The organism is Allobosea sp. 05L423 (genome assembly GCF_056397745.1).
Genome location: NZ_JBFTOA010000001.1, coordinates 270,821 through 295,758, shown reverse-complemented (window position 1 = coordinate 295,758; position 24,938 = coordinate 270,821). Strand labels below are relative to the sequence as shown.

The window sequence follows — 24,938 nt, the reverse complement described above, 5'->3', positions numbered from 1 at the left end:
CTTCACATCGGAGGACGTCATGACAGAGTTTTCGGTCTTCTCCCGCCGTGCCGTTCTCGGGCTCGGCGTCGGTGCTCTCGCAGCCGCCGCGGCGCCCAGGGTTTGGGCACAGGCCACAGCCCCGGCAGCGCCCACCGGCCCCTTCTCGCTGCCGAAGCGCGCTTATGAGCCCAACGCGCTCGAACCGCATATCGACACGACGACGATGGATATCCACTACAACCGCCACCATGCGGCCTATGTCGCGGCGCTTAACAACGCCGCCAAGGACAATGGCGTCATCGCCAAGGCCTCGGTCGGCGAATTGCTGGCCGACCTCAATCAGCTGCCGGAGAGCGTGCGCACCCTCGTGCGCAACAATGGCGGCGGCCACGCCAACCACACCATGTTCTGGGAGGTGATGGGTCCGGGGGCCGGCGGCGCGCCGACCGGCGACGTCGCCGCGGCGATCACCAAGGACCTCGGCGGCTTTGACAAGTTCAAGGCCGATTTCGAGGCGGCGGGCCTGCGCGTCTTCGGCTCGGGCTGGGTCTTCGTCACCGTCGACAAGGACGGCAAGCTCGCCTTGCTGGCGAAGCCCAACCAGGACAGTCCGATCATGGAGAAGCAGATGGTCCTGCTCGGCAATGACGTCTGGGAGCACGCCTATTACCTGAAGTACCAGAACCGCCGTGCCGACTATCTCAAGAGCTGGTGGAACGTCGTGAACTGGACAAAGGTCAACGAGCGCTATGCCGCAGCCAAGGCCGGCAAGCTCGCGATCTGACGGGCGGCTGACAGGCCCGGTTCAAGCCGGACATTGAGCGCATGCGCGCCGCCGACGGCCGCGCGCATGCGGAAATCACAACGAACGACGTGCTCGGAGGTCAGGCAACCCCGACGCTGCCGTAGACCATGCGGCCCCGATGGAAGGTGGCGCTGCGCTCCGGCAGGCGGGCGACGGCCTCGGCCGAGCAACTGGCGGGGACCAGCGTGAAGGCAGCCTCGTCGCCGGCCTTAGGCCAGGCCCGCTTGCCGCTGTCGTCTAGCGGCAGCACGCCGCCCGTGGCGATCGCCATGGCACGCGACAACCGGAACTCGTCGCTGCCCCTGTAGAGCTGCGCGTAGAGGTTCGCCTTCTCCAGCATGTCGCCTTTGCCGAAGGGCGACCAGTGATCGATCACGCTGTCGGTGCCGGTCATCACGAACACGCCCTTCTCGCTCAGCTGCGGCAGCGGCATCGTCAGGCTTCCCAGCGGCACGGTCGAGGCGATGGTCATCTGCTGCGCCGCCATGCGCCCGATGGTTTCCGCCAACGCGCCTGCGGGCAGCGTGGTGAGGGCGAAGGCGTGGCTGATCGTCACCTTGCCGCGCAAGGCCGGATTCTTCTCGACCGTGTCGATCATGTAGTCGATCGCAGCGACGCCGGCCGGGTTGGTTTCATGCAGGTGGATGTCGACGCCCTTGCCCGAGTCGAGCGCGATCTGGAACATGGCATCCAGCGACTTCTCCATCGCCCCGTCGACATTGGTCGGATCGAGCCCGCCGACATAGGCGGCGCCCATCTTCATCGCCTCCCGCATCAGGCCGTCGACCTTCGAATGCAGCAGGCCGTGCTGCGGGAAGGCGACGATCTCGCAGACGAAGTCGTCGCGATGATTTTCCAGCGCGCGCTGCAGGTGCTCGAGGCTCTTGAGGCCGCTCACCGGATCGATGTTGCAATGGCTGCGCGCCACCGTCGTGCCCTTCGACTGCAGCAGGGCGATCAGCGCCTCGGCGCGCTGCTGCGAGGTCGGCAGGAGCTGCGGCAACAGCTTCTCTTCCAGCGCGATCATGTCGAGGATCGTCTTGCCCTGGCGCGGCCGCGGCGCCTGCCACGGGCCGCTGTAGAAGGTCTTGTCCAGATGGATGTGCATGTCGCGCATCGCCGGCAGGGCGAGCTGGCCATGGGCGCGATAGCAGGGCACGCCGGCCGGCAGGGTCGCACCGACCGGATGCAGCGCCGCGATCTTCCCGGCCTTGATCTCCAGCGTGTACAGCGCCGTGCGGGTGCCCACGACGATCTCGCCGTCGCGCTCGAAGCCGTCCTCCAGCCGCACGTCGGTGAGGCAGTAATGCTGGTCCGTCAGCCTGCTGACACCCGCCTCGGACATCGGACGCGCCGGAGGGGGCGCAGCCGGAGCGGCCTGGGCGGCGCCGCTCGCCAGCCCGGCGACCGCATAGGCGGCGGTGACTTTTCCGGTCTGGCTGAGAAAGGCGCGTCGGCTGTGATGGTGCCCGGTTTCCATGGCGGTTTTCCATTGCCTCGGTGGTTGCGTTTCCTCCTCCGGATGTACGCGCGGGCAGCTCCGCTTGGCAGCGATATTTGCCAATCCTGGCTATTCGAAACGGCAATGCTGCGCGCCAGCCCGCGCTCGGTCACCATTCCAGCTTGCAGAAATCGGCCAATCGCTCGGCCAGCACGATGGCCGCGGCGGGGGCATTGTCGCGGTAGTAGAGCGCAAGCTCGAAGTCCGTGATCTCCGGCAATCCCTCGGCTGCTCCCAGCGTCCGGTGGCCGGGCAAGCGGCAGCTCGCAGGCAGCAGGGTCACGCCCAGCCCGGCCGCCGATGCGGCGGCAAGTGCCGCGAGGCTCGCGCTGCTGTAGCTGACGCGCCAGCGAATGCCGAGGCCGTCGAGCGCCTCGCAAAGCTCCTCGCGGTAGAGCCCGTTGAGCGGAAACACGGCCAGCGACACCGGCGCGCGCTCGATCGCCGGATGGGCCCTGCTGTCGAGCCACAGCAATGGCTCCGGCCGGGCGGCCCGGGGCGGCTGGCGGCGGCGCTGCTTGACCAGGATCAGATCCAGCTCTTCGCGATCATAGGCGCTGCGCAGATCGGCGCTGAGGCCGCTGGTGACGTCGAGCCGCAAATGCGGCTGCTCGCGGCTGAACGCCGCCAGCAGATCGACCGTCGGCACCGTGAAGTCCTCGGGCATGCCGAGCCGCAATACGCCGTCGCGCCAGAAGCCGGTCAGCGCATCATGCGCCTCCTCGTTGAGGGCAATGATGCGCCGGGCATAGCTCAGGAGCCTCCCGCCCTCCTCGGTCAATTCGACCTGATGCGAGGATCGCTCCAGCAGCGGCTTGCCGAGCAGCTCCTCCAACCGCCGGACCTGCTGGCTGACGGTCGATTGCGAAAGGGACACGCGATCGGCAGCGCGGGTGAAGCTCAGCGTTTCGCATACCGCGACGAAGCTGAGCAGCAGCTGTGGATTGAACATCGGATAGCGATTCATTCGCCCACCGCGAGGCACGTCATGGGCCGCTTGTCCAGGACCTTGAGGGGCGAGCGCCGCCCAGGCGGCAGGCCGATTGCAGGGTTGGCGAAGCCGCCGGAGCTGTCAACGCCGAAGCAGTGCTCATCCAAGCCTAGGGCGTTGCCGTCGCTTTTGGCGTATCCTGCGGCAAGCTACGCGGCCGAAGCACTCGCCCCTCGGCCAATTCCCACGGAAACATGCGCGCTTTGGATTGGCGAGGACGGACATCTACCCCATTCGCGATCAAGGATGAGAGGTCCTGGGATGGCTGGAGACGAGCGGGAGGCGTGGCTCAGGAAGCTGAAGGAGGCCCGCCGGCTCATGATGGTTCATTATCTTGCCGACCGTCATGACGAGGGCGACAAGATGAAGAAGCTCGCGGCGGACCTCGAAGACTTCGGCCGGTCCCGAGACTGGCCAATTCCAGACGAAGAGTATTCCCGAACACCCGGTCACTGAAGCCGAGCAGCTGCCGCCCTGTGCGCTGGACCGAGCATCAGCTTGTGGCGGTCTCCGGCTGGAGAGCCCAAAGCCGATGACGCCCCGCGAGGATTGGTGGGCCGCGCCGGAGCACCTTACCCAAACAAGATCAATAATTTAAGCTTGAGCAGGAAAGCTGCAGCCGCTGCGACTTTGCTGGCCTTTCGGCCAGCTTCTTTCCCACGTCCACGTTCGGAATTCGCTTAGTCCGGGATTCACGTCGCGGGCCAGCTTCGTCAGCTTTGCTGATAATCAGCTCTCGACACGTCCAGGACGTTCCAGCCAAACGATAAAGGCCGGCCCCTTCGAAGGCCGGGCATCTTGTGAAATCAACGCCGTTGTCAAGCATCTGGTGGTAGAGTTCAATCTGTAAGCCGCACTGGGAGAAACAGCATGAAGATGCTTGCCGTTACCGCATGCTGCGCCTTCCTTGCTGGGTGCGCAACCTATGTCCCGCCTCAGCAGAGCGCCGCAGTCTTGATCACTCGCGACAGCATGCGCACCTATCGGCCACTCCCTCGCGAAGAGCGACGAGTGGACATATGCACCATGACTGAGCAAAACAAAGCCGTCATTTGCCGCTAAGCGACGCGACCTCCGCGGTATCTGAGAGGTGTAGTTGCGTCGAGGCCGCTGACGGGCAGATTCCCCGTCAACGCTTCGTACGGTCTAGCCAACGCTTGACCGCATTTGGTCACTCACATGCAGGCCGGTGATTCTCCGACCGCTATCGACCCATCTGTGACTGCGGGGAGGTCCGCTTCCTGACGGGCCGATTGACCCGAAAGGAGAGACCGAGATTGGACCGTCCGCTTGCCGGCGAATTTCCCGAAAAGCGAGATGATCTTCGGAGCGGCTGCTGCCAATTGTGTTACTTCGTCGGTTGAGAGCGCGCGCTGAGCTTGTTTCCGTCCGGATCGCGAAGGTAGGCGACGAAGGCTCCGTTCGGGCGCTCGCTCGGCGGGCTCTCGATCGCCGTCCCACCGTGCGTGGCGCCGGCTTTATGCCACGCGAGAACATGGTCACGGCTCGCAGCGGCGATACCAATAGTCCCACCGTTGGCCGCGGTCGCTGGATTGCCGTCGATCGGCTTCGTGATCATCAGCCGACCGCCCTTGTGGGCATAGATCAGCCTGCCTCTGGCATCTATCTCGCCAGGCTCGCCTCCTAACGCGGCGAATGTGGCGTCGTAGAAATCTCTAGCACGCTCCAGGTCGTTGCTGCCGATCATGACATGAGTGAACATATCTTTATCTCCAAAGAGGGCCTGTGCGAGATAATCGAGCGTAGAGACGAGCGGCTGACCGCGAATAAAAACCGATGATCGTCAGCTGCCCTGTGCGGTCTTTGAGAAATGATCAGTCCGTCACAAGGCACTTCCGCAGGGTTGGGAGCAAGCCCCGCACCTACCCACCTCTGAAGATGCAGCGATTACTGCAAGCCGAATGTCCGCTCACAGACACCGAACCAATCTCCGCTTCCGACCCAGTTCGGGCTCTGACATCAGCCCTGTTTGACTGGCCGGCACTTGCAGTGAACGCAGTTGCGCCTGCCTTCCGACGCCTCCAATGCCCGGCTGGCGTCGCGCGGAAAAGACATCAAAATAAATTCAATAACTTACAGGATAATTGGTGGGCCGGGCCGGACTCGAACCGGCACCGGCGCTGTTATGAGCAGCGAGCTCTAACCATTGAGCTACCGGCCCATCACTCGCCTAGCACCGCCCGAGGCCGGCAAGCAAGGCGCTAGCGACCACTTTGAAACGGAAAAGGCCCTGCGCAGTGCGCAGGGCCTTCGTCTTGTCAGCGCCTTGGAGTTCAGGCAGCGCTCGCCATGGCCGGCTTGTCGTGATGCCCGGCTGCGTGCCCCTCGCGGAAGGTGAAGCGAGCGATGTGCTCGGTCAGCGCTCGGGTCTGCTCGTCGGTCAGCGCCAGCGCTGCATTGGTCTCCTCGACCAGCGCCGCGTTCTGATGCGCCATCGTGCCGATGCCGTCGATCTCGGTGTTGATGGCCGAGACGTCAGTCGCCTGGTTGCGCGCGGTCTGCGAGATGCCGTTCATCAGCCCGGTCAGCTCGTTCACCGAGGAGACGATCGCGCCGAACATGGCGGATGTCTCCTCGACGAGGCCCACGCCGACCTTGACGTCGCCATGCGCGGCCTCGACCAGCTTCTTGACGTCGTTCGAGGCATCGGCCGAGCGCTTGGCAAGGCTGCGCACCTCGGTGGCAACGACCGCGAAGCCCTTGCCGGCATCGCCGGCGCGCGCCGCCTCGACGGCCGCATTGAGCGCAAGCAGGTTGGTCTGGAAGGCGATCTCGTCGATCATCGCGATAACCTCGGAGATCTTGCTCGAGGACTGGCGGATGCGCTGCATCGCTTCGAGCGCGGAGGCGACGACCTTCTCGCCCTGCTGCGCACGCTGCTCTGCACCCTGCGCCATGCCGGTGGCCTGGGCCGCCTCGCTTGCGGTCTTCTTGACCGTGCCGGCGAAGGCGCCGAGCTGGTTGGTGGCCATCGAGACGGCGTTGCTCTCCTCGCTGGTGCGCTCGGCGAGATCGGTCACGCCGTCAAGGATCTCGCTCGTGGCGCTGCGCACGGCCGAAACCGTTTCGGCAAGACGCGCCAGCGTGCTTTCGAACTCGTCGGCCAGCGCATTGGTGCCGTCCTTGAGCTCGGCGAAGGCGCCCTGATAGAGCCCCTCGATGCGGGCCGAGAGATGCCCGGCCGAAAGCTCCGCCAGAACCTCGCAGGTCTCGGACAGACCGGTCCGGACCGTCTCCAGCAGGGTGTTGACCGAGCCGGCGAGCGCATTGAGCTCGGCATCGGCGAACTGAGCCGCGACGCGCTGGCTGAAGTCGCCGGCCGCAGCCGCAGCCACCACCACGCCGAAGGCCTCGCCCAGCTCCTGCATCATCTGCCGGCGCTGCTCCTGCGCCCGGGCCTGGTCCTCGATCTTGGCGGCCTCGGCGGCGCGCAGTGCCACCGCATTGTCGCGGAAGAGCAGCACGCTCTTCGAGATGTCGGAGATCTCGTCATTGCCCTTGGTGTCGACCGCAGTCTCCAGCGCACCGTCGGCAATCGCCCTCGTGGCAGCCCAAAGCCGATTGAGGCGTCCGACGATCATCGGCCGGACATAGAACAGCGACAGCGCCAGCGCGATCAGCAGCGAGCCGAGCCCGATGCCACCGAGCCAGAGCTTGCTCTGGTCGATCAGCGCCCCGCTGGCATCGCCCGAAGCCACGGCCTCGCTGCGCGCCGTGCTGACCAGTTCGCCGACCTGGGCGCGGACCGCTTCGGCCGCGACATGGGTCTGCTTGAGACCGGCATCGATCGCGCTGCGGGTAGCGAGATCGCGCTCGCGGATCGCGATCAGCCCGCTCTGCCCCTCGCCGAGATCGATCACGGCGTTGACGGCCTGGGCGCGTGCCGGATTGGCCTGGATCTTGTCTGCCGCGGCGAGGAAGCCGCGAACCTGGCCGAGGATCGCCTTGAAGCGCGCCTTTGCGTTCTCGAGCTTCTCGGGGCTCTCGATCTGCGAAATCTCGCGCAGCAACCCGACCAACTCGCTGACCTGGAGCTGAAGCGCCTGCGCCGTCTGCAGCGCCGCCAGGTCCTTGTCGATGATGCTGGACAGCGCCTCCTCGACCTCTTTGCCCGTGAGCTGCGTCGCGCTGGCGATGTTCATCTTGACGTTGAACTGCGCATCGCCCGTCTCGAAATCGGCGAGCGCAGTGAAGCCTTCGCGTGCCTTCGAGAGCTTGTCCAGCGCCTCGCCCTGTTCGGAGACGTTGCGCAGCCGGTCTCCGGTCAGGTCGTTGATGTCGTTGATCTGGCGCGACAGCGTGTCGATCGCGGCCTGTGCCTTCGCCTTGTCGACCTGACCCTGCTCGCCGATGCGGCGCAGCAGGTCGATCTGCCGGGCTTCGACCTTGTCGAGATCACCCGTCAGGGCGGAGCGCTGCTGGACAGTCTCGATTTCGCTGAAGCGCGCCGCCAACGCGGTCGACTGGGTCGCGGCCTGCGACAGCTCCAGCGCGAGCTCCACGACCGGCATTTTCTTGCCGACGAGATCGTCGACCGTCTGGTCGACGCGATTGTAGGAGAACCATGCAACCGAGGACGAGACGAGGGTCAGGGCCGTCATCATGCCGAGTGCTGCATAGATCCGTGCCGCAATGCCGATCCGCAACGGCTTGCCCTCACGCGCGGGCTTGGCTTTCGTCATGAAGTCGTACTCCGGATATCACGCAACGCTGAACGAAGAACTCAAGGGAAAACGAATGCTTGCCGGGGCACAGCCGGGAGGTGCCGAACCGGTAGCGCCGTGGCCATGGGAATCCCCTCCCTCCCCTGGCAACGGCCAGGCGACTGGACCCGCATGCGGCATCGAACGGACATGAATTCCCCCGGCCGGGTCTTCCCCGGTCTGTCGTGGCGCAGCATCGTCCGGACGCGCTTAAAGAACGGTTTAAATGGATTCTTTTGAATCACATCGTTCGGGGGCGGCTTCACGCCCCGTTAGGAATTGCGGCGCGCTCAATCCTTGGCCGGTTTCGGCACCGGGCGCGGCCGGCCCTCCTCGTCGATCGCGACGAAGGTGAAGGTCGCGTCGGTGACCTTCTCGTGCAGGGTCGTGCGGAAGCGCTTGGCCCAGGCCTCGACATGGATCTTCATCGAGGTCCGGCCGATCGACTCGATCTCCGTGTAGACGCTCAGTACGTCACCGACCTTCACAGGGTGGATGAAGGTCATCGCATCCACCGCGACCGTGACCACGCGCCCCTGCGCCTGGTCGACACCGGCGATGCCGCCGGCCTGGTCCATCCGCGACATCACCCAGCCGCCGAAGATGTCGCCATTGGCGTTGGTGTCGCCGGGCATGGCAATGGTCCGCACCGTCAGCGTGCCGCGCGGATCGTTGTCATGGCGATGGTCGGCTTTGGTCATGGGCATCCTGCAAGGCTTGGCGGAGATCCGCCCGGCGATGATGGCGAGGCGCCCCGCGACAGGCAAGCGCCCTGGCCCCCTTTGCTTCGCGCAAAGTTACCAGCGACAGTCACCGAGGTTTCACCGAAGGGGATCGCCGCCAATGTCCACGCCGGAGCCGATGATCTGCATCTCGCTGCGCTACGCCGATGCGCAGCGCATGTATGACTGGCTGATCGAGGCGTTCGGCTTCGAGAAGCACGCCGCCTACTATTCGGACGATGGCAGGACGCTGCTCCACGGCGAATTGCGCATGGGTGCGAGCTTCGTGATGCTCGGCTCGTCCGACAACAACGCGTTCGGCAAGCTGGTCTCGCGCCCGGCCGAGCTCGGCGGCACCACCGCCTCGCCCTACATTGCGACCGACGACATCGACGCGCGCTGCGAGCGCGCCCGCAAGGCCGGCGCCGAGATCTGCATGGGCCCCACAGACCAGCCCTATGGCAGCCGGGATTTCATCTGCAAGGACCCGGAAGGCCATATCTGGTGCTTCGGCACCTACCGCCCCGCCTCGCCGGCGAGCTGAGCCGGCGGCGCAGGCCGCCGCGACCGCAGCATCAGCCAGCAGACCACGCTCAGATTGACGAGGTTCCAGGCGAGGCCGTTGAGGAAGGCCATCCGGTAGGAGCTGAAATAGTCGAAGATCACACCCGACAGATAGCCGCCAACCGCCATGCCGAGCACCGTCACCGACATGACGATGCCGATCCGCACGCCCGCCTGCTTGGCCGGCAGGTATTCGCGGATGACGACAGCGTACATCGGCACGATGCCGCCCTGGAACAGGCCGAAGATGCCGCTGACGACGTAGAGCGATTGCAGACCGTCGAACCAGAGATAGAGGAAGAGGGCGACGCCCTGCATCAGCGAGCCCAGCGCCAGCGTCGCCGCTCCGCCGATCCGATCCGCGACAAAGCCCGAGCCGATGCGGCTGATGATGCCGAGCAGCATCATCAGCGACAGCATTTCGGCGCCGCGGGCGACGCCGTATCCGAGATCGCCGCAGTAGGCGACGATATGCACCTGCGGCATCGCCATCGCGACGCAGCAGGCGAAACCGGCGACGCAGAGCAGGAGCTGGAGCTGGTTGGCACTCAGCCCGAGATCCCCGCGCGCCCCGGCGCTGTGCGCCTCCGCGGCGGCCAGCGTCGCGGCCGTGGGCTGGCGTCGGAAGAACGGAGCCAGCGGCAGCATCACCACCAGCGCCACGACGGCGATGCCGAAATGGGTCGCGCGCCAGCCATGATGGGCCAGCCCCCAGGTGATGACCTGCGGCCAGACCACGCCGGCGAGATAGCTGCCCGAGGCGCCGCAGACCACGGCGAGCCCGCGATGGCGGCGGAACCAGTGCGACAGGTCGGAGATCAGCGGCGAGAAGCCCGCCGCGCTGCCCATCCCGATCAGCAGCCCATGCGCCAGCGCGAACTGCCAGAGCGAATGCGACAGCCCCGCCGCGGTGTAGCCGGCCGCGAGCAGAAAGGCGCCGGCGATGATCGGCACCATGATGCCGTAGCGATCCGCGACACGGCCCATGATGATGTTGCCGGCGCCGAAGCCGAGCATGGCGAAGGTGTAGGGCAGCGAGGCGCCGGCGCGCAGCGTCTCGAACTCGCCCTGCATCGCCGGCAGCACCACCACGACCGACCAGGAGCCAACGCAGGCGACGGTGCCGATCACCAGCGCGACGGCAAGGCGCAGCCAGGCGTAAGGAGAATCGGGTTGGTAGCGGTCGGCAGAATGGGACATGTTTCCTCGGCGGCCACCTGTTTGGAGATGACTCTTCTCCCGGCAGCTTTAGCGACTGGGATGCCCCGGACAAGCGCGCCGGAGGCAGGGCGGCCGCGCGACCGCGGCAGGATCGGCCTGCCGACTGCGCTTGACGACCCCGCTCTTTGACGGAACACCGAAGCGGCGGGAGCGCGGGACATGACGAGGATCTGCATCTACGGCGCCGGCCTGATCGGCTGCTATCTCGGTGGGCGCCTCCTCGCCGCCGGCGGCGATGTCCGCTTCGTCGGGCGCCCCGCCATCGGCGAGGTGCTGACGCGCGAGGGCCTGACCGTCTCACACTATGACGGCCGCAGCTGGCATGTGCCGCCCGAGGCGATCGTCTTCGGCCCGGACGCCACCATGGCGTCCGATGCCGATCTCGTGCTCGTCACCGTCAAATCGGGCGGCACGGCCGTGGCCGCTCGTGATCTGGCAGGGGCGCTGCCGCCTGCCGCCGCCATCGTCAGCTTCCAGAACGGCCTCGGCAACGGCGCCCTGCTCCGGGAAGCCCTGGGCGATCGCACCGTCCTCGACGGCATGGTGCCGTTCAACGTCGTCTCGAAGGAACCGGGTCGGTTCCATCAGGCTTCGGAAGGGCACCTCTATGTTCAGGCCGGCGGCGATGCCGACCAACGCCTCGCGATTTTCGGCCGCGCCGGCCTGACGCTGACGCGACCGGTCGACATGCGCTCCGTTCAGTGGGCCAAGCTCCTGCTCAACCTCAACAACGCCATCAATGCGCTGGCGGGCCAACCGCTGAAGCAGGAACTGTCGCAGCGCGGCTTTCGGCGCTGCCTCGCCGCGGCACAGCGCGAGGCGCTTTCGCTTCTGGACAAGGCGGGCATCGAACCCGCGCGGCTTACGCCATTGCCCGCGCGGGATCCCCGCCCTGCTCGAATGGCCCGACCTCGCCTTCCGCGTGCTGGCGCGGCGCATGCTTGCCATCGACCCGAGCGCGCGCTCCTCGATGGCCGAAGACCTCGCGGCCGGCCGCCTCACCGAAATCGACTGGATCAATGGCGAGGTGGTCAGGCTGGCGGCAGGGCTCGGACAAACCGCCCCCGTCAATGCCCGGCTCTGCGAACTCGTCCATGATGCCGAAGCGCAAAGCCCACGGTCCCCATGGACCGCAGACCAGCTTCTGCAAGCGCTGCGGCGGGCCCCGGGCAAATAGCGCGCCTCGGTTGCGCCGGGGCCAGTGCTCAGCGGAAGATTCGTTCGCCTTCCATGTCGACGATCTGCTGGCCCTTTATCAGCGTGAAGTCTGCGGCTTCGGCCTGCCCCGGGAAGCGGTCGGCGCGGATGAAGCGATGGCTCTTCGTCTCGCCCTCGATCACCTTCTCGATGACGCCGCAGAGCTGGTACTGGCCGCCCTCCTGATAGGGCGTCGCGTGAATGGTGAAGCCGTTGTGCTCGATGCTCTTGACCGGGCCGGCCGGCTTCTCCTCCGCGGCCTTGCGACCGCCGAACAGGGATTTGAAGAAAGACATGGCACCTCCGGATTGCTTGCCGCTGATATAGGACAGGAGCAGCGCCAAGGGGAGCACTGTTTCGGCTCGCCGAAACTGGCCCGCCGCGCTGCCTCGGGCGCTTGAACGACCGTACCGACTTCCCACATCAAATCTGTTCTGGGCGGTCGCAAGACTTGCCGTCGTCGTGCCGCCCAGGCGGCCGCCTCCGGACAGGGAGGTGGCCGTGACGTTGATCAAGGTCCTGGTGATCGCTGGATTGGCCGGCGTGGCATTTGCGCCCCGCGCCCTCGCCCAGCAGCCTGCGCCGCCGGAGCGGCCTTGTGCCGAACGCGCCCATGTTGCCGGAAAGCTCCGCGAGACTTTCGGCGAGCGCATGGTCGGGAGTGGTTTGACCGAGAGCGGCATGCTGTTCGAGCTCTATGTCGGCCCCGCCGGCACCTGGACCCTCCTCGCCACCGCGCCCACCGGCATCAGCTGTCTCGTTGGCGCCGGCGAATCCTGGGAGCCCTTGCCCGCCCCGGACATTTTCGTGGCGCGGTAGACGGCTTGGCAGCGCCATGTCAATCGACTATGGAGCCGCCATCGGGCTTCGTTCCCGTTCGTAAGCGTCTCACGTCAGGCAACGCACCCAACCGGCTCATGGCCGGATCGGGTGCTCCCGAACGGCCTGCCACTTGCGAAAGCCTGACTGATGCCTCGCCTTGTTTTCCGCCGCCTCCCTGCCCGCTACGCCGGGGTGGCCATGCCATTCTTCCTGTCCGTGCTGATGACCTTCGTCGTCTCGGGTATCTCGACGCTGAAGGCGCTGGGCCCGACGGCCGAATTCCTGCAGACCTGGCCCGGCTCCTGGGCCCTGTCCTGGATCGTCGCCTTCCCGACCCTGCTGCTGGTGCTGCCCGTGGTCCGGCGCCTCGTCGCGCTGGTTGTGGCTCCGCCGGCCTGAACCCGCTACGCGCCGAGGTGCAGTGCGACCTCGCGCCGATGCGGCCTGGCCCGGTGCTCGAAGAGATAGATGCCCTGCCAGGTGCCGAGCGCGAGCCGCCCGCCCATCACCGGAACCGAGAGGGAAACCGGCGTCAGCGCCGCCTTGATATGGGCGGGCATGTCGTCGGGCCCCTCGGCGCGATGGACGAGATACGCCATCGCCGGATCATCCGCGGCCGGCACCAGCCGGCGAAAGAAGGTGTCGAGATCCTGCCGCACGTCGGGGTCGGCATTTTCCTGGATCAGCAGGGAGCAGGAGGTGTGCCGTACGAACAGCGTCAGCAGCCCGCTCGTCTCCCCGCCGGCGCGCACGAAAGCCACGGCGCGGTCGGTGAACTCGTAGAGCCCGGCCCCGTGCGTATCGATCGTCAGGATCGTCTGGCGCGGCATTCCGATTTCAACGCTCGGTGAGCGCGAGCTTGGCGCCGAGCGCGACGAAGGCGGCAGCGAAGCTGCGCCTGAGCCACGCCATCACCGCCGGGCGGCCGATGACCTTGTCGCGCATCGCCGCGGCGAAGAGCCCATAGAGCGCGAAGACGATGAAGGTCATCGCCATGAACACGCCCGAGAGCTCCAGCATACGCCCCATCGGACTGGCTTCGTCGGCCGCGATGAACTGCGGCAGGAAGGCGACGAAGAAGATCGAGAGCTTGGGGTTGAGCAGGTTGATGGCCAGCCCGTCGCGCAGCACGAGCCAGGCCGAGCGCGCATCCGCCTTGGTTTCGACCTTGAGCGCGCCATGCTCCCTGAGCGTCTGCCAGGCCATGTAGAGCAGATAGGCGACGCCGGCATATTTCACGATGGCGAAGGCGAGCGCGCTGGCGTGCAGCAGCGCCGCGATGCCCATCATCGCCGCGATCAGATGCGGCACGATCCCGATCGTGCAGGCGATAGCCGCGAGCACGCTCGCTCGGCTGCCGCGCGTGAGGCCAGCGGCAATGGTGTAGATCGCCCCCGTTCCCGGCGAAGCGACGATGATCAGCGAGGTCAGCAGGAATTCTGGGGACATGGCGCCTCCGGCGGCTGGGAGGCGCAGGAGGCCCTCTCTCGCCCGGAAGATCAAGTCGCGCCGGCCCGCGATGACATCAGGCGCGTCAGCGCGCCTGCCAGAAATAGAGCTGGCCGGTATGCCTGTTGCCAGCCAGTTTTTCCTCCTGCGCGATGATGGTGGTGCCCTCGAACAGGTCCCAATGGTCGCCATTCGTCCATTGAAAGAACAGAAAGGAACGCCTCTTGTCGCCGCTCGTCTGGTAGCAGTTCTCCAGATAGAGCACGCCCTTCCGGCCGAGCACCTTGGGGGTGACATCCTTGCAGACGCCCTCGATATCGGCCGGGCCATACGCCCGCTGAACACGCGGAAGCAACTCCGAAGCGCGGATGAAGAGGAGCTGGCTCAGGCCGCCGAGCGGTCTCCCCGAGCCGGGCAGCACTCCCGGGCGAGGCCCGCCCGCCAGCGGCGGAGCGCCCTGGAAGGATGCGCTGATATCCGCATTCATGATGGTCTGGATCGTCGCGTCGTCCTGCGACGGCGTCAGGCGCAGCGTGTAGCCCATGCAGATGGCGCAGCGATTGGTGGCGTCGCCGATCGCGTTCTTCGCCCAGGGGCGGATCGTGGCGAAGCGCTCGGCAAGGGCATCGTAGCTGAACGGAAGCACGGGCAACCTCCTGAGCGCAAGGCAGCGATGTCGATGACCGACCGACCGCCAGATCGTCGAGCGGCGGCAGACTGACCAGCCGCCGGCCCGGCCGCATCCTGCATTCGCAGGAGGACCGATCTGGCGCTGGCTTCAGCGCGCGCCAAAAGAAAAGCCCGCCTCCAAAGCATGGAAGCGGGCCCCGTTCTCGATCGGCAGGCGTCGCCGCCGGCCTGCTCGCGATCAGTTGTCGAGGAAGCTCCGGAGCTTCCGCGAGCGGCTCGGATGCTTCAGCTTCCTGAGCGCCTTCGCCTCGATCTGGCGGATGCGCTCGCGGGTGACGCTGAACTGCTGGCCGACCTCTTCGAGGGTGTGGTCGGTGTTCATGCCGATGCCGAAGCGCATGCGCAGCACGCGCTCCTCGCGCGGGGTGAGCGAGGCCAGCACGCGGGTCGTCGTCTCGCGCAGATTCGACTGGATCGCCGCGTCGATCGGCAGGATCGCGTTCTTGTCCTCGATGAAGTCGCCGAGATGGCTGTCTTCCTCGTCGCCGATCGGCGTTTCCAGAGAGATCGGCTCCTTGGCGATCTTCAGGACCTTGCGCACCTTCTCCAGCGGCATGGCCAGCTTCTCGGCCAGCTCCTCCGGGGTCGGCTCGCGGCCGATCTCGTGCAGCATCTGGCGCGAGGTTCGCACGATCTTGTTGATCGTCTCGATCATGTGGACGGGGATGCGGATCGTGCGGGCCTGGTCGGCGATCGAGCGGGTGATCGCCTGCCGGATCCACCAGGTCGCATAGGTCGAGAACTTATAACCCCGGCGGTACTCGAACTTATCGACCGCCTTCATCAGGCCGATATTGCCTTCCTGGATCAGGTCGAGGAACTGCAGGCCGCGGTTCGTGTACTTCTTGGCGATCGAGATCACGAGACGCAGATTGGCCTCGATCATCTCCTTCTTCGCCTGCCGGGCCTCGCGCTCACCCTTCTGGACCATCAGCACGATCTTGCGGAATTCCTGGATCTCCAGGCCGGTCTCGGAGGCGAGCGTGTGCACCTCCTCGCGCAGGTCCTTGATCCGGTCCTTCTCCGAGGCGACGAATTCCTTCCAGCCGCGCGAGCCGAGCTTGGAGACGCGCAGCAGCCATTTCGGATCGAGCTCGCCGCCGACATGCTGCTTGAGGAAGTCCTCGCGGCCGACGCCATAGCTCTCAGCGAGGCGCAGCAGGCGCGTCTCATGGCCGATCAGGCGCTTGTTGATGTCGTAGAGCTGCTCGACCAGCGCCTCGATGCGGTTGTTGTTGAGCGAGAGCGACTTCACCGCGGTGATGATGTCGTCCTTGAGCTTCTTGTACTTGCGGTCCTGCGACGGCGAGAGCTTGGTGTTCTCCAGCCGGTTGGCGATGTCCTGGTCCTGCAGACGACGCAGCTTCTTGTAGTCGTCTGCGATGGCGTTGAACGTCTCCAGGACGCGCGGCTTGATCTCGGCCTCCATGGCCGAAAGCGACACGTTGTTCTCGATGTCGTCGTCGTCCATCTCGGGCGGAGCTTCGCCCTCGGCGGCCTCAGCCTGCTCGCCTTCCTCGCCCTCCTCCTCGCCGGGGACGGCCGGGTTCTTGCCGTCCGGGCCGGCATAGGTCGCTTCGAGATCGATGATGTCGCGCAGCAGCACCTTGCCGTCGACGAGCTCGTCGCGCCAGATGATGATGGCCTGGAAGGTCAGCGGGCTCTCGCAGAGACCCGCGATCATCGCCTCGCGGCCGGCCTCGATGCGCTTGGCGATGGCGATCTCGCCCTCGCGGGAGAGAAGCTCCACCGAGCCCATCTCGCGCAGATACATGCGCACCGGGTCGTCGGTGCGCTCGGTCGGCTCGAGGTTGCGCTTGGTCTCGGTCGGAAGCGTCTGGCGCGATGCCTCGACCAGATCGCCGCCTTCAACCTCGTCGTCGTCGCCGCCGGCGGCATCCTTGCGGTTGGCGCGTTCCTCGCCTGCCGCTTCCGGATCCTCGTTGTCGACGACGTTGATGCCCTGCTCGCTGAGCTGGCCGAGCACGTCCTCGATCTGCTCGGAGGAGAACTCCTCCGAGGGCAGCACTTCGTTCAGTTCGTCATAGGTGACATAGCCGCGCTTCTTCGCGAGCTTGATCATCCGCCTTACGGCCTGATCGGTCAGATCGAGCAACGGGCCGTCGGTAGTCGGGGGGGCATCCGGCGCGACCTGATCGGTCTTTTCCCGTTCGCTCGCTTTCGTCGCCATCAATCAGCGCTCCGCACTCGCGCGCCGGCCATGACCAGAAAAGTCATATACCGACGCATAAAAGGGCGGCGCGACCGCAGGCCCGGCGCGCTCACCCACCCAAATCTATTCGCAGATGGCACCAGACGTCGTTGACGAATCGTGAACCACCCCACCAGCCCCGCGCGCATCGAACCTGCGTCCACCATTCGCTGGGCTATCAATCCTCGGACATTGCCTCGGTGCCCTCGATCGCTTCGAGGCGGGCCTTCACGTCCTTGATCCAGGCGAAATTGGCTTCGGTCGCATCGTCAGCCAATGCACGCTCGGCTGCTCTCAACTCGCTATTTAGCGTTCGAGCGCGATGATGCAAGACGATAGCCTGATAAATCGAGTCAAAAACCGATTCAGGATCAGCATCTTGCGCCAGCTTGCGCCGTTCTGCGGGGCCGGTGACAGCCATGAGTTGATTATGGGCCTCCCGCACACGCGGTTGCACCAGCCGATTCGCCAGGATCTCCCGGTCGAGCTTATCCTCGACCGCATCGAGCAGCGCCTGCCGGAAGCGCTCGGCTGCCGGCCCGTCCAGCGAAAGCTCGGCAATTTCGTCGGCGCAGCGCAGGATGAGGTCGGGGTGGCTGGCCAGCGCCAGCAGGATGAAGGCCTCGCGCTGGTCCTCGCCGCGCACCTTAGCCACGAGTCGCGACTGGGTCAGCGCGCTCGAGGCCCGCAAGGGACCGGCGAGCCAGGATGGCACCTGCCGGCCGCCCCGCGGGGCTGGTCCGCCCCTGCCGCGCTGGAAGTTTCCTCCCCCGCCGCCACGCTCCTGCCGTGCCGGGGCAGCGCTGGTGAAGAGCTGCGCCAGCCGCTCGTCCATCTCGCGGCGGTAATGCTTGCGGGTCGTCTCGTCGCGGATCTCGGCCAGCGGCTCCTTGAGACGGCGTTCGAAGGCGGCGCGCCGCTCCGGCGTGTCGAGCGGGCTGGCCTCGACCTCGCGCTGCCAGAGCATGTCGACCAGCGGGCGCGCCCCGGCAATTACCTCCGCGATCGCCTGCCGCCCGCCCGACCGGGCGAGATCGTCGGGATCCTGCCCGTCCGGCAGCAGCGCGAAGGAGAGCGACTTTCCGGGCTCCAGGAGCGGCAATGCCAGATCGATGGCGCGGCTAGCCGCCTTGCGCCCGGCCTTGTCGCCGTCGAGGCAGATCACCGGCTCGTCGGCCATCCGCCAGAGCAGGCCGAGCTGGCCCTCGGTAAGCGCCGTGCCGAGCGGCGCCACTGTCTGCGGAAAGCCCGAAAGCGACATCGCGATGACGTCGACATAGCCCTCGACCACGATCACCTGGCTCGTGTCATGCGCCGCCTTGCGGGCATTGTGGTGGTTGAACAGCAGGTGGCCCTTGTGGAAGAGCGGCGTCTCCGGCGAGTTGAGGTACTTCGCCGCCACCTCCGCGCTCATCGCCCGCCCGCCGAAGGCGACGACACGCCCGCGGGAATCGTGGATCGGGAACATGACGCGGTCGCGGAAGCGGTCGTAGGGCACGGCGATCTCATCGCCATGCACGAGCAGCCCCGCCTCCATCATCAGCTCGGCCGGCACGCCCTTGCCGGCAAGATGGTCGCGCAGCGCGAAGCGGTCGACCGGGCCGTAGCCGAGGCGAAAGCGTGTGCGCGCCTCGCCGTCGAGCCCGCGCGTCGCGAGATAGCGCCGGGCAGCGCCGCCGCGATCGCCCATCAGCTCGGCCTCGAAGAATTGCGCCGCGAGCTCCACGACCTCGTGCAACCCCTTGCGCTTCTCCTCCTGGACCTGCGCCTCCTGCGTGATCTTGGGCAGAATGACGCCAGCCTCGGCCGCAAGCTTCTCGACCGCCTCGGGGAAGGAGAGCCCTTCCGTCTCCATCACGAATTTGAAGATGTCGCCGTTCTTGCCGGAGGAGAAATCGAAGAACGAGGCCTTCTGGTCGTTGACGAAGAAGGAAGGCGTCTTCTCGGCGTTGAAGGGCGAGAGCCCCTTCCATTCGCGCCCCGCTTTTTGAAGGCGCACGCGCTTACCCACGACCGCCGAAACCGGCAGCCGCGCCTTGATCTCCTCAAGGACGGAAGGGGGGAATTTCATCGACCTTATGTGGACCTGCAAAAGCCGAAAGCCAACCGCCGATCGCGCCGGCAGTTGGCTTTCTCCCGTGATTCACAAAGATGATGGCGGCAGCCGAAAAGCGGCTGTCCGGGCAGCTCAGCCGCCCAGCGCCGCCTTCACCATCGGGCTGACCTTGCCGAAATCCATCTGGCCGGCATAGGCGGCGCGGAGGATGCCGATGACCTTGCCCATGTCCTTGACCGCAGTCGCGCCGCTCTCGGCGATGGCCTTGTCGATAGCGGCCTTCACCTCGTCGTCCGACATCTGCTTGGGCAGATAGGATGAGATCACCGCGACCTCGACGCGCTCGCCATCGGCGAGCTCGGGACGGTTGTTGGCGTCGTAGATCGCGATCGATTCCTGGCGCTGCTTGATCATCTTCTGGAGCACGCCGAGGATTTCGTCGGCCGTGGCCTCGCCCTTGCCGGCGCCGCGCGCCTCGATGTCCTTTTCCTTGAGCGCCGCCTGGATCAGGCGGATCGCGCCAACCCTGCCCTTTTCGCCGGCCTTCATCGCTTCCTTCAAATCGCTGGTGAAGCGCTCGCGCAGGCTCGTCATCTCGTTGTTCCTTTTTCTCTTGTGCGGCCTGCGCCAACCTTGATTGACGGGCAGCGCCCGGCTCTTTATGGCTCGCGTTCCAGACCGGCGGAGTGGATTTCTGCAGCCCCGCCCCCGCATTCTGCCGCTGGCGCGGCCTGGACCGAGACATAGACATGACCGCTTCCGAAGGAAACCCCGCCCCAGGCGGCTGGACCGAACCGCACGCGACCGCGCTCCTCGTGCTCGCCGACGGCACGGTGCTGGAAGGCTTCGGCCTCGGCGCCGTGGGCGAAGCGCCCGGCGAGGTCTGCTTCAACACCGCGATGACCGGCTATCAGGAGATCCTGACCGACCCGTCCTATGCCGGGCAGATCATCACCTTCACCTTCCCGCATGTCGGCAATGTCGGCGTGAACGAGGAGGACACCGAGACGGTGAACGCCGCCGCCTCCTCGGGCGTGCGCGGCTGCGTGCTCCATGCCGCCATCACCGAGCCCTCGAACTRGCGCGCCAACCGGCATTTCGACGCCTGGCTGAAGGCCCGGAACATCGTCGGCATCTGCGGCATCGACACCCGCGCACTCACCGCGCTGATCCGCGACAACGGCATGCCCAACGCCATCCTCGCGCACAGCCCGGACGGCGTCTTCGACATCGAGCGGCTGAAGAAGCAGGCGGCGGAGCTGCCCTCCATGGCCGGCCTCGACCTCGTCCCGCTCGTCACCGCCTCGCAGCGCTACGATTGGGATGAGACCCCCTGGGTCTGGCCGGCCGGCTATGGCAAGCGCGAAACCAGCAATTTCAAGGTCGTCGCCATCGACTATGGCGTGAAGCGCAACATCCTGCGCCTGCTCGCCAAGGCCGGTTGCGACGTCACAGTGGTGCCCTCGACCGCAACCGCCGAGGATATTCTGGCCCTCACCCCCGATGGCATCTTCCTCTCCAACGGCCCGGGCGACCCGGCCGCGACCGGCGAATACGCCGTGCCGGTGATCAAGCAGCTGCTGGATCGGAATATCCCCACCTTCGGCATCTGCCTGGGACACCAGATGATGGCGCTCGCCATCGGCGGCCAGACGATGAAGATGAAGCAGGGCCACCACGGCGCCAACCATCCGGTGCAGGACAAGACCACGGGCAAGGTCGAGATCGTCTCGATGAACCACGGTTTCGCCGTCGATCCCGCCAGCCTGCCGGCGAATGCGGTCGAGACCCATGTCTCGCTCTTCGACGGCTCGAACAGCGGCATCGCGCTGACCGACCGCCCGGCCTTCAGCGTCCAGCATCATCCGGAGGCCTCTCCCGGCCCGCAGGACAGCCACTATCTCTTCAACCGCTTCGTCGAGCTGATGGTGGCAGAGAAGGGCAAGAAGGCGGCCTGAAGAGGTCGCTGCTTCAGCGTCAGAACCCTCATCCTGAGGAGCAAGCGAAGCTTGCGTCTCGAGGATGCTTCGGCAGGCTCCGGCGCACGGCAGACCATCCTTCGAGACGGCCGCCATTGCGGCCTCCTCAGGATGAGGGCTCGGTAAGACGCAGTCCCGATTGGAGGCAGGCATGATCCACCAGTTGCGCATCTACGAGATCTTCGAGCGCAACAAGGCGGCCTTCCATGCCCGCTTCCGTGACCATGCCGCCCGCATCATGGGCCGCCACGGCTTCAGGATCGTGGCGATGTGGGAAACGGCTAGCGCCGGGCGGACCGAATTCGCCTATATCCTCGCCTGGCCCGACGCCGAGACGAAGGCCAAGGCCTGGGCGAGCTTCATGGCCGATCCGGAATGGAGCGAGATCAAGCGCGCCACCAAGATCGAGCACGGCGACATGGTCGGCGCGATCGAGGACCGCACGCTGACGCCGACCGACTATTCGCCCCCGCTCGATTGACAGCGTTGCGCCCGCGAGCTTTAAACGGGCCATGACCAGCCTGATGGCCAGCTTCCGCAGCTATTACGCCCCGTCCTCATAGAGGCGGTGGCATTCCCATGTTCAACCGCCGCGCTGGCGGTTGAATTCAGGCAGATCACCCGGCATCGCGGCTCCCACCGGACCAGAGCGATGTCTTCCACGATCAGAGCCGTCACCTCCATCGGCATCATGGGCTTCGGCGCCTTCGGGCGACTGATGGCCCGCCATCTCCAGCCGCATTTTGCATTGCGCATCTGTGACCCGGCCCATCCGCCCGAGCCGGATGCGAGCGGCCAGGGGCTGGTTCCCGCCTCCCCCGCCGAAATCGGGGCCTGCGATCTCGTCATTCTCGCAGTGCCCGTCCCGGCGATCCCCGAGGCGATCGCGTCGCTGCGCGCGCATCTCAAGGCCGGCGCCGTGGTCCTCGACGTCGGCTCCGTCAAGATCGGCCCGGCACGGGCGATGGAGGCGGCCTTGCCGGAGGATGTCGAGATCATCGGCACGCACCCGCTCTTCGGCCCGCAGAGCGCCCGCAACGGCCTCGACGGGCTCAAGATCGCGCTCTGCCCGATCAGGGGCGGCAGCACCCCGCGCATCGCCGCCTTCCTGCGCCGCGTGCTCAAGCTGAAGGTCATCGTGACCACGGCCGACGCCCATGACCGCGAGGCTGCCATGGTGCAGGGCCTGACCCATCTCATCGCCAAGATCCTGGTCCGCATGGAGCCGCTGCCCCGGACGATGACCACTGCGAGCTTTGACCACCTGATGCAGGCGACGGAGATGGTCCGCTACGACGCACCCAACGTCTTCATGGCGATCGAGCGCGCCAATCCCCACGCCAAGGCGGTGCGGGATCGCTTCTTCGCGCTCGCCGACGAGATGCGGCTGTTTCTGGAGCACGGCCAACAGGATATCGCCCCGCCCGACCCCACCCTGCCTCACAAGGTCGCAGAAACCGTGCGGGCCTAGCCTTCTCCGCTCGGCCCGCAGACAATACGAGAAACCTCGAATGCCCCAAAGATGACCGACAACCCCCTCATTCATCCGGGCGCTGCCCACCCTGACCTGCGCGAGCCGATGATCGCCGAGCTGGTCCGCACCTTCTATGAGCGGGCGCGTCAGGACGACCTGATCGGCCCGGTCTTCGCGGCAGCGGTGGAGGACTGGGACGATCATATCGGCAAGATCACCGATTTCTGGAGCGGCGTGATGCTACGCTCCGGCCGCTACAACGGCCGGCCGATGCGTCCGCATCTCATCCTGCCCCTGGAGGGCAAGCATTTCGACCGCTGGCTCGACCTGTTCGAGATCACCGCGCACGAGGTCTGCCCGCCGGATATCGCGCAGGCCTTCATCGTCAGGGCGCGACGCATCGCCGACAGTTTCGAGATGGCCCGCGCCAGCCAGCGCGGGGAGTTCGCCGCTCCGCGGCATAGCTTGCGGTAAATGCAGCTCGTCATTCTCGGGCTTGTCCCGAGAATCTCAGGCCGAAAGAGGTTCCGGCACCTGCTGGTCACGAGATGCTCGGGTCAAGCCCGAGTATGACGCGGATCAAGCAGCCCGCGCCTCCCGGCTCAGGAACGCCTCGATGTCGCCTCTGGCCGCACCGGCCGCCCGCGCAATGCGCTCGGCCAAAGCTGCCGCCGAAGGTCTGAGTGCGCCATGGGGCCGGTCGAGCCAGTAGGACACGGGGTTCAGTGCCTCGCGTGCATCCACGCGCATGATCCGACCCGCCGTGAGCTGCTCGCGCGCCAGCGGCGGACGGGCCAGCGCGATACCGAGGCCGTGCGCCGCAGCATCCAGCACGAGGTTGTAATCCTCGAAACGGCGGTCCTGCGGGCGCGGGCGATAATCCAGCCCCTGCGCCGCGAACCAGGCCTTCCAGCCCGCAGCGTCGGAATCGTGGATCAGCGGCTGGCCGAGCAGTCGCTCGGGAGGCCCCTCCCCGATCAGCGCAGCGAGCTGCGGCGAGGCGATCGGGAAGCACCACTCCTCGAACAACTTGAGCGAAAGCCGGTCCGGCGCGCCGCCGCGTCCGCAACGTATCCCGAGGTCTACACCTTCCTCTTCAAAATCCACCTTGCGATGCTCGACCTGCAGCACGATGCGCAGGGCCGGCATGCCCGCCTCCAGAACCGCCAGACGCGGCATCAGCCACAAGGCGCAAACCGAGGGCGGCGCGCTGACGCGCACCACCGAAGCGCCGCGCGCCTCGCGCCAGCGCTCGGAGGTATCCGCGATCAGCGCGAAGGCCTCCTGCGTGCGCTGGAGCAGGCGCTGCCCCTCCGGCGTCAGCGAGACGCCGCGCGCCTGCCGCAGGAAGACGCGCAGGCCCAGCCAATGCTCGAGCTTGGCGATCTGCCGGCTGATGGCGCCATGGGTCAGGTTCAGCGCCTCGGCCGCCGAAGAGAAGCTGCCGGTGCGCGCGGCGGCTTCGAAGGCGCGCAAGGTGTCGAGCGGAGGGAGGTTCGAGCTGTGATCCATCCTCACAGCTCATGCGCGAATTGTTCGTTTGTCAATCAGCTCGCTGAGGCGTCTATCGGGAGCAACCTTTCGTCACCGATGGATCGACGCCATGTCCTCCTCAAGCTGCGCATCCTCCGCGCCGACCACTTCCGGTTCTCAGCGCCTCGACCCGACGCTGGTCTTCACCGTCACCTTCACGGTCATGGCCTGGGCTTCCTCCTTCCCGGCGATCCGCGCCGGCCTGGCCGGCTTCGGCCCGGCCGAGATGGCTGCGCTGCGCTTCGCGCTCGCCGGCGGCCCCGCCGCGCTCTTCCTTCTCGCGACGCGGGCGAAGCTACCAGAAAGCGCCGATATCTGGCGCTTCCTCGTCGGCGGCGTCATCTTTATCGCGGGTTATGCGCTGCTGCTGAACTTCGGCCAGCGCGTCGTGCCGGCTGGCCCTGCCGCCTTCATCATCAACACCAACCCGATCATGACCGCCGTCCTCGCCATGATGATCCTGGGCGAGCGCTTCAGCCTGATCGCCTGGTTCGGCACCGCCCTTTCCTTCGCCGGCATCGGCGTGATCGCGATCGGCAAGGGGCTCGATGTCGAGATCGGCATGAGCGTGCTGCTGATTCTCGGCGCCGCGTTCTGCAACGCCATCACCACTGTCGTGCAGAAGCCGCTCTTCGCCCGCTACAAGCCGCTCCATGTCGCGGCCTGGAACATGGCGATCGGCGGCTTCGTGCTGCTGCCCTTCCTGCCTTCCGCGATCGCGCAGGCGCAGGTCGCCCCGGCCGTCTCCTTCTGGTCGGTGGTCTATCTCGCCGCCGTGCCGAGCCTGATCGCCTACGGCACCTGGGCGATCACCCTCTCGCGCCTGCCGGCCGCCCGCGCGTCGAACTTCCAATACGCCGTGCCGCCGATGGCGATGCTGATCGGCTTCCTCTGGCTCAGCGAAGTCCCGACGGCCTTCGGCCTGATGGGCGGCGCCATGGCACTCGCCGGCGTGGTGATCGTCAATCTGAAGCGGTAAGGCGCTTTCCTCGGCCTATGTCGTCATTGCGAGGAGC

The 24,938-nt window shown here is 66.3% G+C and carries 26 protein-coding genes, 1 tRNA gene and 1 pseudogene; 12 read left to right on the top strand and 16 right to left on the bottom strand.

Going from position 1 to position 24,938, the window contains the following annotated elements:
- Positions 1-19: 19 nt before the first annotated feature.
- The gene (locus AC1DNE_RS01480) at positions 20-766 is read left to right on the top strand and encodes a superoxide dismutase (protein WP_441469745.1); all 747 of its coding nucleotides are present in this window, start codon (positions 20-22) and stop codon (positions 764-766) included.
- Positions 767-866: 100 nt separating this feature from the next.
- Here AC1DNE_RS01480 and AC1DNE_RS01475 read toward each other — a convergent pair whose 3' ends face one another.
- Both AC1DNE_RS01475 and AC1DNE_RS01470 read right to left on the bottom strand, forming a co-directional pair.
- On the bottom strand, positions 867-2,267 hold the full coding sequence (locus tag AC1DNE_RS01475) for an amidohydrolase family protein (protein ID WP_476840891.1): 1,401 nt from the start codon (positions 2,265-2,267) through the stop codon (positions 867-869).
- Positions 2,268-2,397: 130 nt separating this feature from the next.
- Positions 2,398-3,255, bottom strand: coding sequence for a LysR substrate-binding domain-containing protein (locus tag AC1DNE_RS01470; RefSeq protein ID WP_476840890.1), 858 nt, complete (start codon positions 3,253-3,255; stop codon positions 2,398-2,400).
- A 285-nt stretch (positions 3,256-3,540) separates the two neighbouring features.
- On the opposite strand from AC1DNE_RS01470, the gene AC1DNE_RS01465 reads away from it, so the two are divergent.
- Positions 3,541-3,735 (top strand): hypothetical protein, encoded by a 195-nt coding sequence (locus tag AC1DNE_RS01465; RefSeq protein ID WP_476840889.1) that lies wholly within the window; start codon positions 3,541-3,543, stop codon positions 3,733-3,735.
- Between the two features lie 892 nt (positions 3,736-4,627).
- Here the strand turns inward: AC1DNE_RS01465 and AC1DNE_RS01460 are convergent.
- The 5 genes from AC1DNE_RS01460 to AC1DNE_RS01440 all read right to left on the bottom strand — a co-directional run bounded on the left by AC1DNE_RS01460 (position 4,628) and on the right by AC1DNE_RS01440 (position 8,798).
- Positions 4,628-5,002 carry a VOC family protein gene (locus AC1DNE_RS01460; RefSeq protein ID WP_476765099.1) on the bottom strand — a complete coding sequence of 125 codons (375 nt, stop codon included), beginning with the start codon at positions 5,000-5,002 and terminating at the stop codon, positions 4,628-4,630.
- 383 nt (positions 5,003-5,385) lie between these two features.
- A tRNA-Ile gene (locus tag AC1DNE_RS01455) sits at positions 5,386-5,461 on the bottom strand.
- A 112-nt stretch (positions 5,462-5,573) separates the two neighbouring features.
- Positions 5,574-7,982: a methyl-accepting chemotaxis protein gene (locus tag AC1DNE_RS01450; RefSeq protein WP_441469750.1), complete on the bottom strand. Its 2,409-nt coding sequence runs from the start codon at positions 7,980-7,982 to the stop codon at positions 5,574-5,576.
- A gap of 311 nt (positions 7,983-8,293) precedes the next feature.
- A complete protein-coding gene (locus AC1DNE_RS01445) occupies positions 8,294-8,704 on the bottom strand; it encodes an acyl-CoA thioesterase (RefSeq protein WP_476765098.1) in 411 nt (136 codons plus the stop codon).
- A complete protein-coding gene (locus AC1DNE_RS01440) occupies positions 8,679-8,798 on the bottom strand; it encodes a hypothetical protein (protein ID WP_476765097.1) in 120 nt (39 codons plus the stop codon). Before AC1DNE_RS01440 ends, AC1DNE_RS01445 begins: the two co-directional genes overlap by 26 nt.
- A gap of 48 nt (positions 8,799-8,846) precedes the next feature.
- On the opposite strand from AC1DNE_RS01440, the gene AC1DNE_RS01435 reads away from it, so the two are divergent.
- Complete coding sequence (locus AC1DNE_RS01435; RefSeq protein ID WP_476765096.1) at positions 8,847-9,269, top strand: VOC family protein; 423 nt, start codon at positions 8,847-8,849, stop codon at positions 9,267-9,269.
- Here AC1DNE_RS01435 and AC1DNE_RS01430 read toward each other — a convergent pair.
- Complete coding sequence (locus AC1DNE_RS01430; protein WP_441469753.1) at positions 9,242-10,489, bottom strand: MFS transporter; 1,248 nt, start codon at positions 10,487-10,489, stop codon at positions 9,242-9,244. The genes AC1DNE_RS01435 and AC1DNE_RS01430 overlap by 28 nt on opposite strands.
- 180 nt (positions 10,490-10,669) lie before the next feature.
- Between AC1DNE_RS01430 and AC1DNE_RS01425 the strand changes: the two are divergent.
- Together AC1DNE_RS01425 and AC1DNE_RS01420 are read left to right on the top strand one after the other, a co-directional pair.
- A pseudogene (locus tag AC1DNE_RS01425) lies at positions 10,670-11,356 on the top strand (2-dehydropantoate 2-reductase N-terminal domain-containing protein); the annotation flags it as partial.
- Between the two features lie 91 nt (positions 11,357-11,447).
- The gene (locus tag AC1DNE_RS01420) at positions 11,448-11,687 is read left to right on the top strand and encodes a ketopantoate reductase C-terminal domain-containing protein (protein WP_476765095.1); all 240 of its coding nucleotides are present in this window, start codon (positions 11,448-11,450) and stop codon (positions 11,685-11,687) included.
- A 28-nt stretch (positions 11,688-11,715) separates the two neighbouring features.
- On the opposite strand, the gene AC1DNE_RS01415 is transcribed toward AC1DNE_RS01420, so the two are convergent.
- Complete coding sequence (locus tag AC1DNE_RS01415) at positions 11,716-12,003, bottom strand: HlyU family transcriptional regulator (RefSeq protein ID WP_441470032.1); 288 nt, start codon at positions 12,001-12,003, stop codon at positions 11,716-11,718.
- Positions 12,004-12,208: 205 nt separating this feature from the next.
- Between AC1DNE_RS01415 and AC1DNE_RS01410 the strand changes: the two genes are divergently transcribed.
- Positions 12,209-12,526 carry a hypothetical protein gene (locus AC1DNE_RS01410; protein ID WP_476765094.1) on the top strand — a complete coding sequence of 106 codons (318 nt, stop codon included), beginning with the start codon at positions 12,209-12,211 and terminating at the stop codon, positions 12,524-12,526.
- Between the two features lie 150 nt (positions 12,527-12,676).
- Positions 12,677-12,928 carry a DUF2798 domain-containing protein gene (locus AC1DNE_RS01405; protein WP_476765093.1) on the top strand — a complete coding sequence of 84 codons (252 nt, stop codon included), beginning with the start codon at positions 12,677-12,679 and terminating at the stop codon, positions 12,926-12,928.
- Positions 12,929-12,933: 5 nt separating this feature from the next.
- Here AC1DNE_RS01405 and AC1DNE_RS01400 read toward each other — a convergent pair whose 3' ends face one another.
- From AC1DNE_RS01400 to AC1DNE_RS01375, 6 genes are all read right to left on the bottom strand, one after another.
- Positions 12,934-13,359 carry a secondary thiamine-phosphate synthase enzyme YjbQ gene (locus AC1DNE_RS01400; RefSeq protein ID WP_476765092.1) on the bottom strand — a complete coding sequence of 142 codons (426 nt, stop codon included), beginning with the start codon at positions 13,357-13,359 and terminating at the stop codon, positions 12,934-12,936.
- 7 nt (positions 13,360-13,366) lie between these two features.
- Entirely contained in the window at positions 13,367-13,978 is a 612-nt protein-coding gene (locus AC1DNE_RS01395; RefSeq protein ID WP_476765091.1) for a LysE family translocator, read from the bottom strand.
- Between the two features lie 85 nt (positions 13,979-14,063).
- Positions 14,064-14,624, bottom strand: a complete 561-nt coding sequence (locus AC1DNE_RS01390) for a hypothetical protein (protein ID WP_476765090.1) — start codon at positions 14,622-14,624, stop codon at positions 14,064-14,066.
- Between the two features lie 222 nt (positions 14,625-14,846).
- Positions 14,847-16,859 (bottom strand): RNA polymerase sigma factor RpoD, encoded by a 2,013-nt coding sequence (rpoD, locus tag AC1DNE_RS01385; protein WP_441469760.1) that lies wholly within the window; start codon positions 16,857-16,859, stop codon positions 14,847-14,849.
- Positions 16,860-17,058: 199 nt separating this feature from the next.
- The gene (dnaG, locus tag AC1DNE_RS01380) at positions 17,059-18,951 is read right to left on the bottom strand and encodes a DNA primase (RefSeq protein WP_441469761.1); all 1,893 of its coding nucleotides are present in this window, start codon (positions 18,949-18,951) and stop codon (positions 17,059-17,061) included.
- Between the two features lie 117 nt (positions 18,952-19,068).
- A complete protein-coding gene (locus tag AC1DNE_RS01375) occupies positions 19,069-19,530 on the bottom strand; it encodes a GatB/YqeY domain-containing protein (protein ID WP_441469762.1) in 462 nt (153 codons plus the stop codon).
- Positions 19,531-19,685: 155 nt separating this feature from the next.
- On the opposite strand from AC1DNE_RS01375, the gene carA reads away from it, so the two are divergent.
- The 4 genes from carA (at position 19,686) to AC1DNE_RS01355 (ending at position 22,863) form a co-directional block, all read left to right on the top strand.
- Entirely contained in the window at positions 19,686-20,894 is a 1,209-nt protein-coding gene (gene carA / locus AC1DNE_RS01370; RefSeq protein WP_476840888.1) for a glutamine-hydrolyzing carbamoyl-phosphate synthase small subunit, read from the top strand.
- Positions 20,895-21,066: 172 nt separating this feature from the next.
- Positions 21,067-21,396, top strand: a complete 330-nt coding sequence (locus AC1DNE_RS01365) for an NIPSNAP family protein (protein WP_441469764.1) — start codon at positions 21,067-21,069, stop codon at positions 21,394-21,396.
- A 171-nt stretch (positions 21,397-21,567) separates the two neighbouring features.
- Positions 21,568-22,386 (top strand): prephenate dehydrogenase/arogenate dehydrogenase family protein, encoded by an 819-nt coding sequence (locus AC1DNE_RS01360; RefSeq protein ID WP_441469765.1) that lies wholly within the window; start codon positions 21,568-21,570, stop codon positions 22,384-22,386.
- Positions 22,387-22,437: 51 nt separating this feature from the next.
- Complete coding sequence (locus AC1DNE_RS01355) at positions 22,438-22,863, top strand: group III truncated hemoglobin (protein ID WP_441469766.1); 426 nt, start codon at positions 22,438-22,440, stop codon at positions 22,861-22,863.
- Between the two features lie 105 nt (positions 22,864-22,968).
- Here the strand turns inward: AC1DNE_RS01355 and AC1DNE_RS01350 are convergent, their stop codons facing one another.
- The gene (locus AC1DNE_RS01350; RefSeq protein WP_441469767.1) at positions 22,969-23,901 is read right to left on the bottom strand and encodes a LysR substrate-binding domain-containing protein; all 933 of its coding nucleotides are present in this window, start codon (positions 23,899-23,901) and stop codon (positions 22,969-22,971) included.
- A 91-nt stretch (positions 23,902-23,992) separates the two neighbouring features.
- On the opposite strand from AC1DNE_RS01350, the gene AC1DNE_RS01345 reads away from it, so the two are divergent.
- Positions 23,993-24,901: a DMT family transporter gene (locus AC1DNE_RS01345; RefSeq protein ID WP_476840887.1), complete on the top strand. Its 909-nt coding sequence runs from the start codon at positions 23,993-23,995 to the stop codon at positions 24,899-24,901.
- Positions 24,902-24,938 lie beyond the last annotated feature (37 nt).

Coding starts and splice junctions, on each gene's coding strand:
- AC1DNE_RS01445 (WP_476765098.1), bottom strand. CDS start 8,704: ATGACCAAAGCCGACCATCGCCATGACAACGATCCGCGCGGCACGCTG.
- AC1DNE_RS01365 (WP_441469764.1), top strand. CDS start 21,067: ATGATCCACCAGTTGCGCATCTACGAGATCTTCGAGCGCAACAAGGCG.
- AC1DNE_RS01345 (WP_476840887.1), top strand. CDS start 23,993: ATGTCCTCCTCAAGCTGCGCATCCTCCGCGCCGACCACTTCCGGTTCT.
- AC1DNE_RS01475 (WP_476840891.1), bottom strand. CDS start 2,267: ATGGAAACCGGGCACCATCACAGCCGACGCGCCTTTCTCAGCCAGACC.
- AC1DNE_RS01400 (WP_476765092.1), bottom strand. CDS start 13,359: ATGCCGCGCCAGACGATCCTGACGATCGATACGCACGGGGCCGGGCTC.
- AC1DNE_RS01350 (WP_441469767.1), bottom strand. CDS start 23,901: ATGGATCACAGCTCGAACCTCCCTCCGCTCGACACCTTGCGCGCCTTC.
- AC1DNE_RS01395 (WP_476765091.1), bottom strand. CDS start 13,978: ATGTCCCCAGAATTCCTGCTGACCTCGCTGATCATCGTCGCTTCGCCG.
- AC1DNE_RS01465 (WP_476840889.1), top strand. CDS start 3,541: ATGGCTGGAGACGAGCGGGAGGCGTGGCTCAGGAAGCTGAAGGAGGCC.
- AC1DNE_RS01480 (WP_441469745.1), top strand. CDS start 20: ATGACAGAGTTTTCGGTCTTCTCCCGCCGTGCCGTTCTCGGGCTCGGC.
- AC1DNE_RS01355 (WP_441469766.1), top strand. CDS start 22,438: ATGACCGACAACCCCCTCATTCATCCGGGCGCTGCCCACCCTGACCTG.
- AC1DNE_RS01450 (WP_441469750.1), bottom strand. CDS start 7,982: ATGACGAAAGCCAAGCCCGCGCGTGAGGGCAAGCCGTTGCGGATCGGC.
- AC1DNE_RS01430 (WP_441469753.1), bottom strand. CDS start 10,489: ATGTCCCATTCTGCCGACCGCTACCAACCCGATTCTCCTTACGCCTGG.
- AC1DNE_RS01375 (WP_441469762.1), bottom strand. CDS start 19,530: ATGACGAGCCTGCGCGAGCGCTTCACCAGCGATTTGAAGGAAGCGATG.
- AC1DNE_RS01405 (WP_476765093.1), top strand. CDS start 12,677: ATGCCTCGCCTTGTTTTCCGCCGCCTCCCTGCCCGCTACGCCGGGGTG.
- AC1DNE_RS01415 (WP_441470032.1), bottom strand. CDS start 12,003: ATGTCTTTCTTCAAATCCCTGTTCGGCGGTCGCAAGGCCGCGGAGGAG.
- AC1DNE_RS01460 (WP_476765099.1), bottom strand. CDS start 5,002: ATGTTCACTCATGTCATGATCGGCAGCAACGACCTGGAGCGTGCTAGA.
- rpoD (WP_441469760.1), bottom strand. CDS start 16,859: ATGGCGACGAAAGCGAGCGAACGGGAAAAGACCGATCAGGTCGCGCCG.
- dnaG (WP_441469761.1), bottom strand. CDS start 18,951: ATGAAATTCCCCCCTTCCGTCCTTGAGGAGATCAAGGCGCGGCTGCCG.
- AC1DNE_RS01360 (WP_441469765.1), top strand. CDS start 21,568: ATGTCTTCCACGATCAGAGCCGTCACCTCCATCGGCATCATGGGCTTC.
- AC1DNE_RS01470 (WP_476840890.1), bottom strand. CDS start 3,255: ATGAATCGCTATCCGATGTTCAATCCACAGCTGCTGCTCAGCTTCGTC.
- AC1DNE_RS01435 (WP_476765096.1), top strand. CDS start 8,847: ATGTCCACGCCGGAGCCGATGATCTGCATCTCGCTGCGCTACGCCGAT.
- AC1DNE_RS01420 (WP_476765095.1), top strand. CDS start 11,448: ATGCTTGCCATCGACCCGAGCGCGCGCTCCTCGATGGCCGAAGACCTC.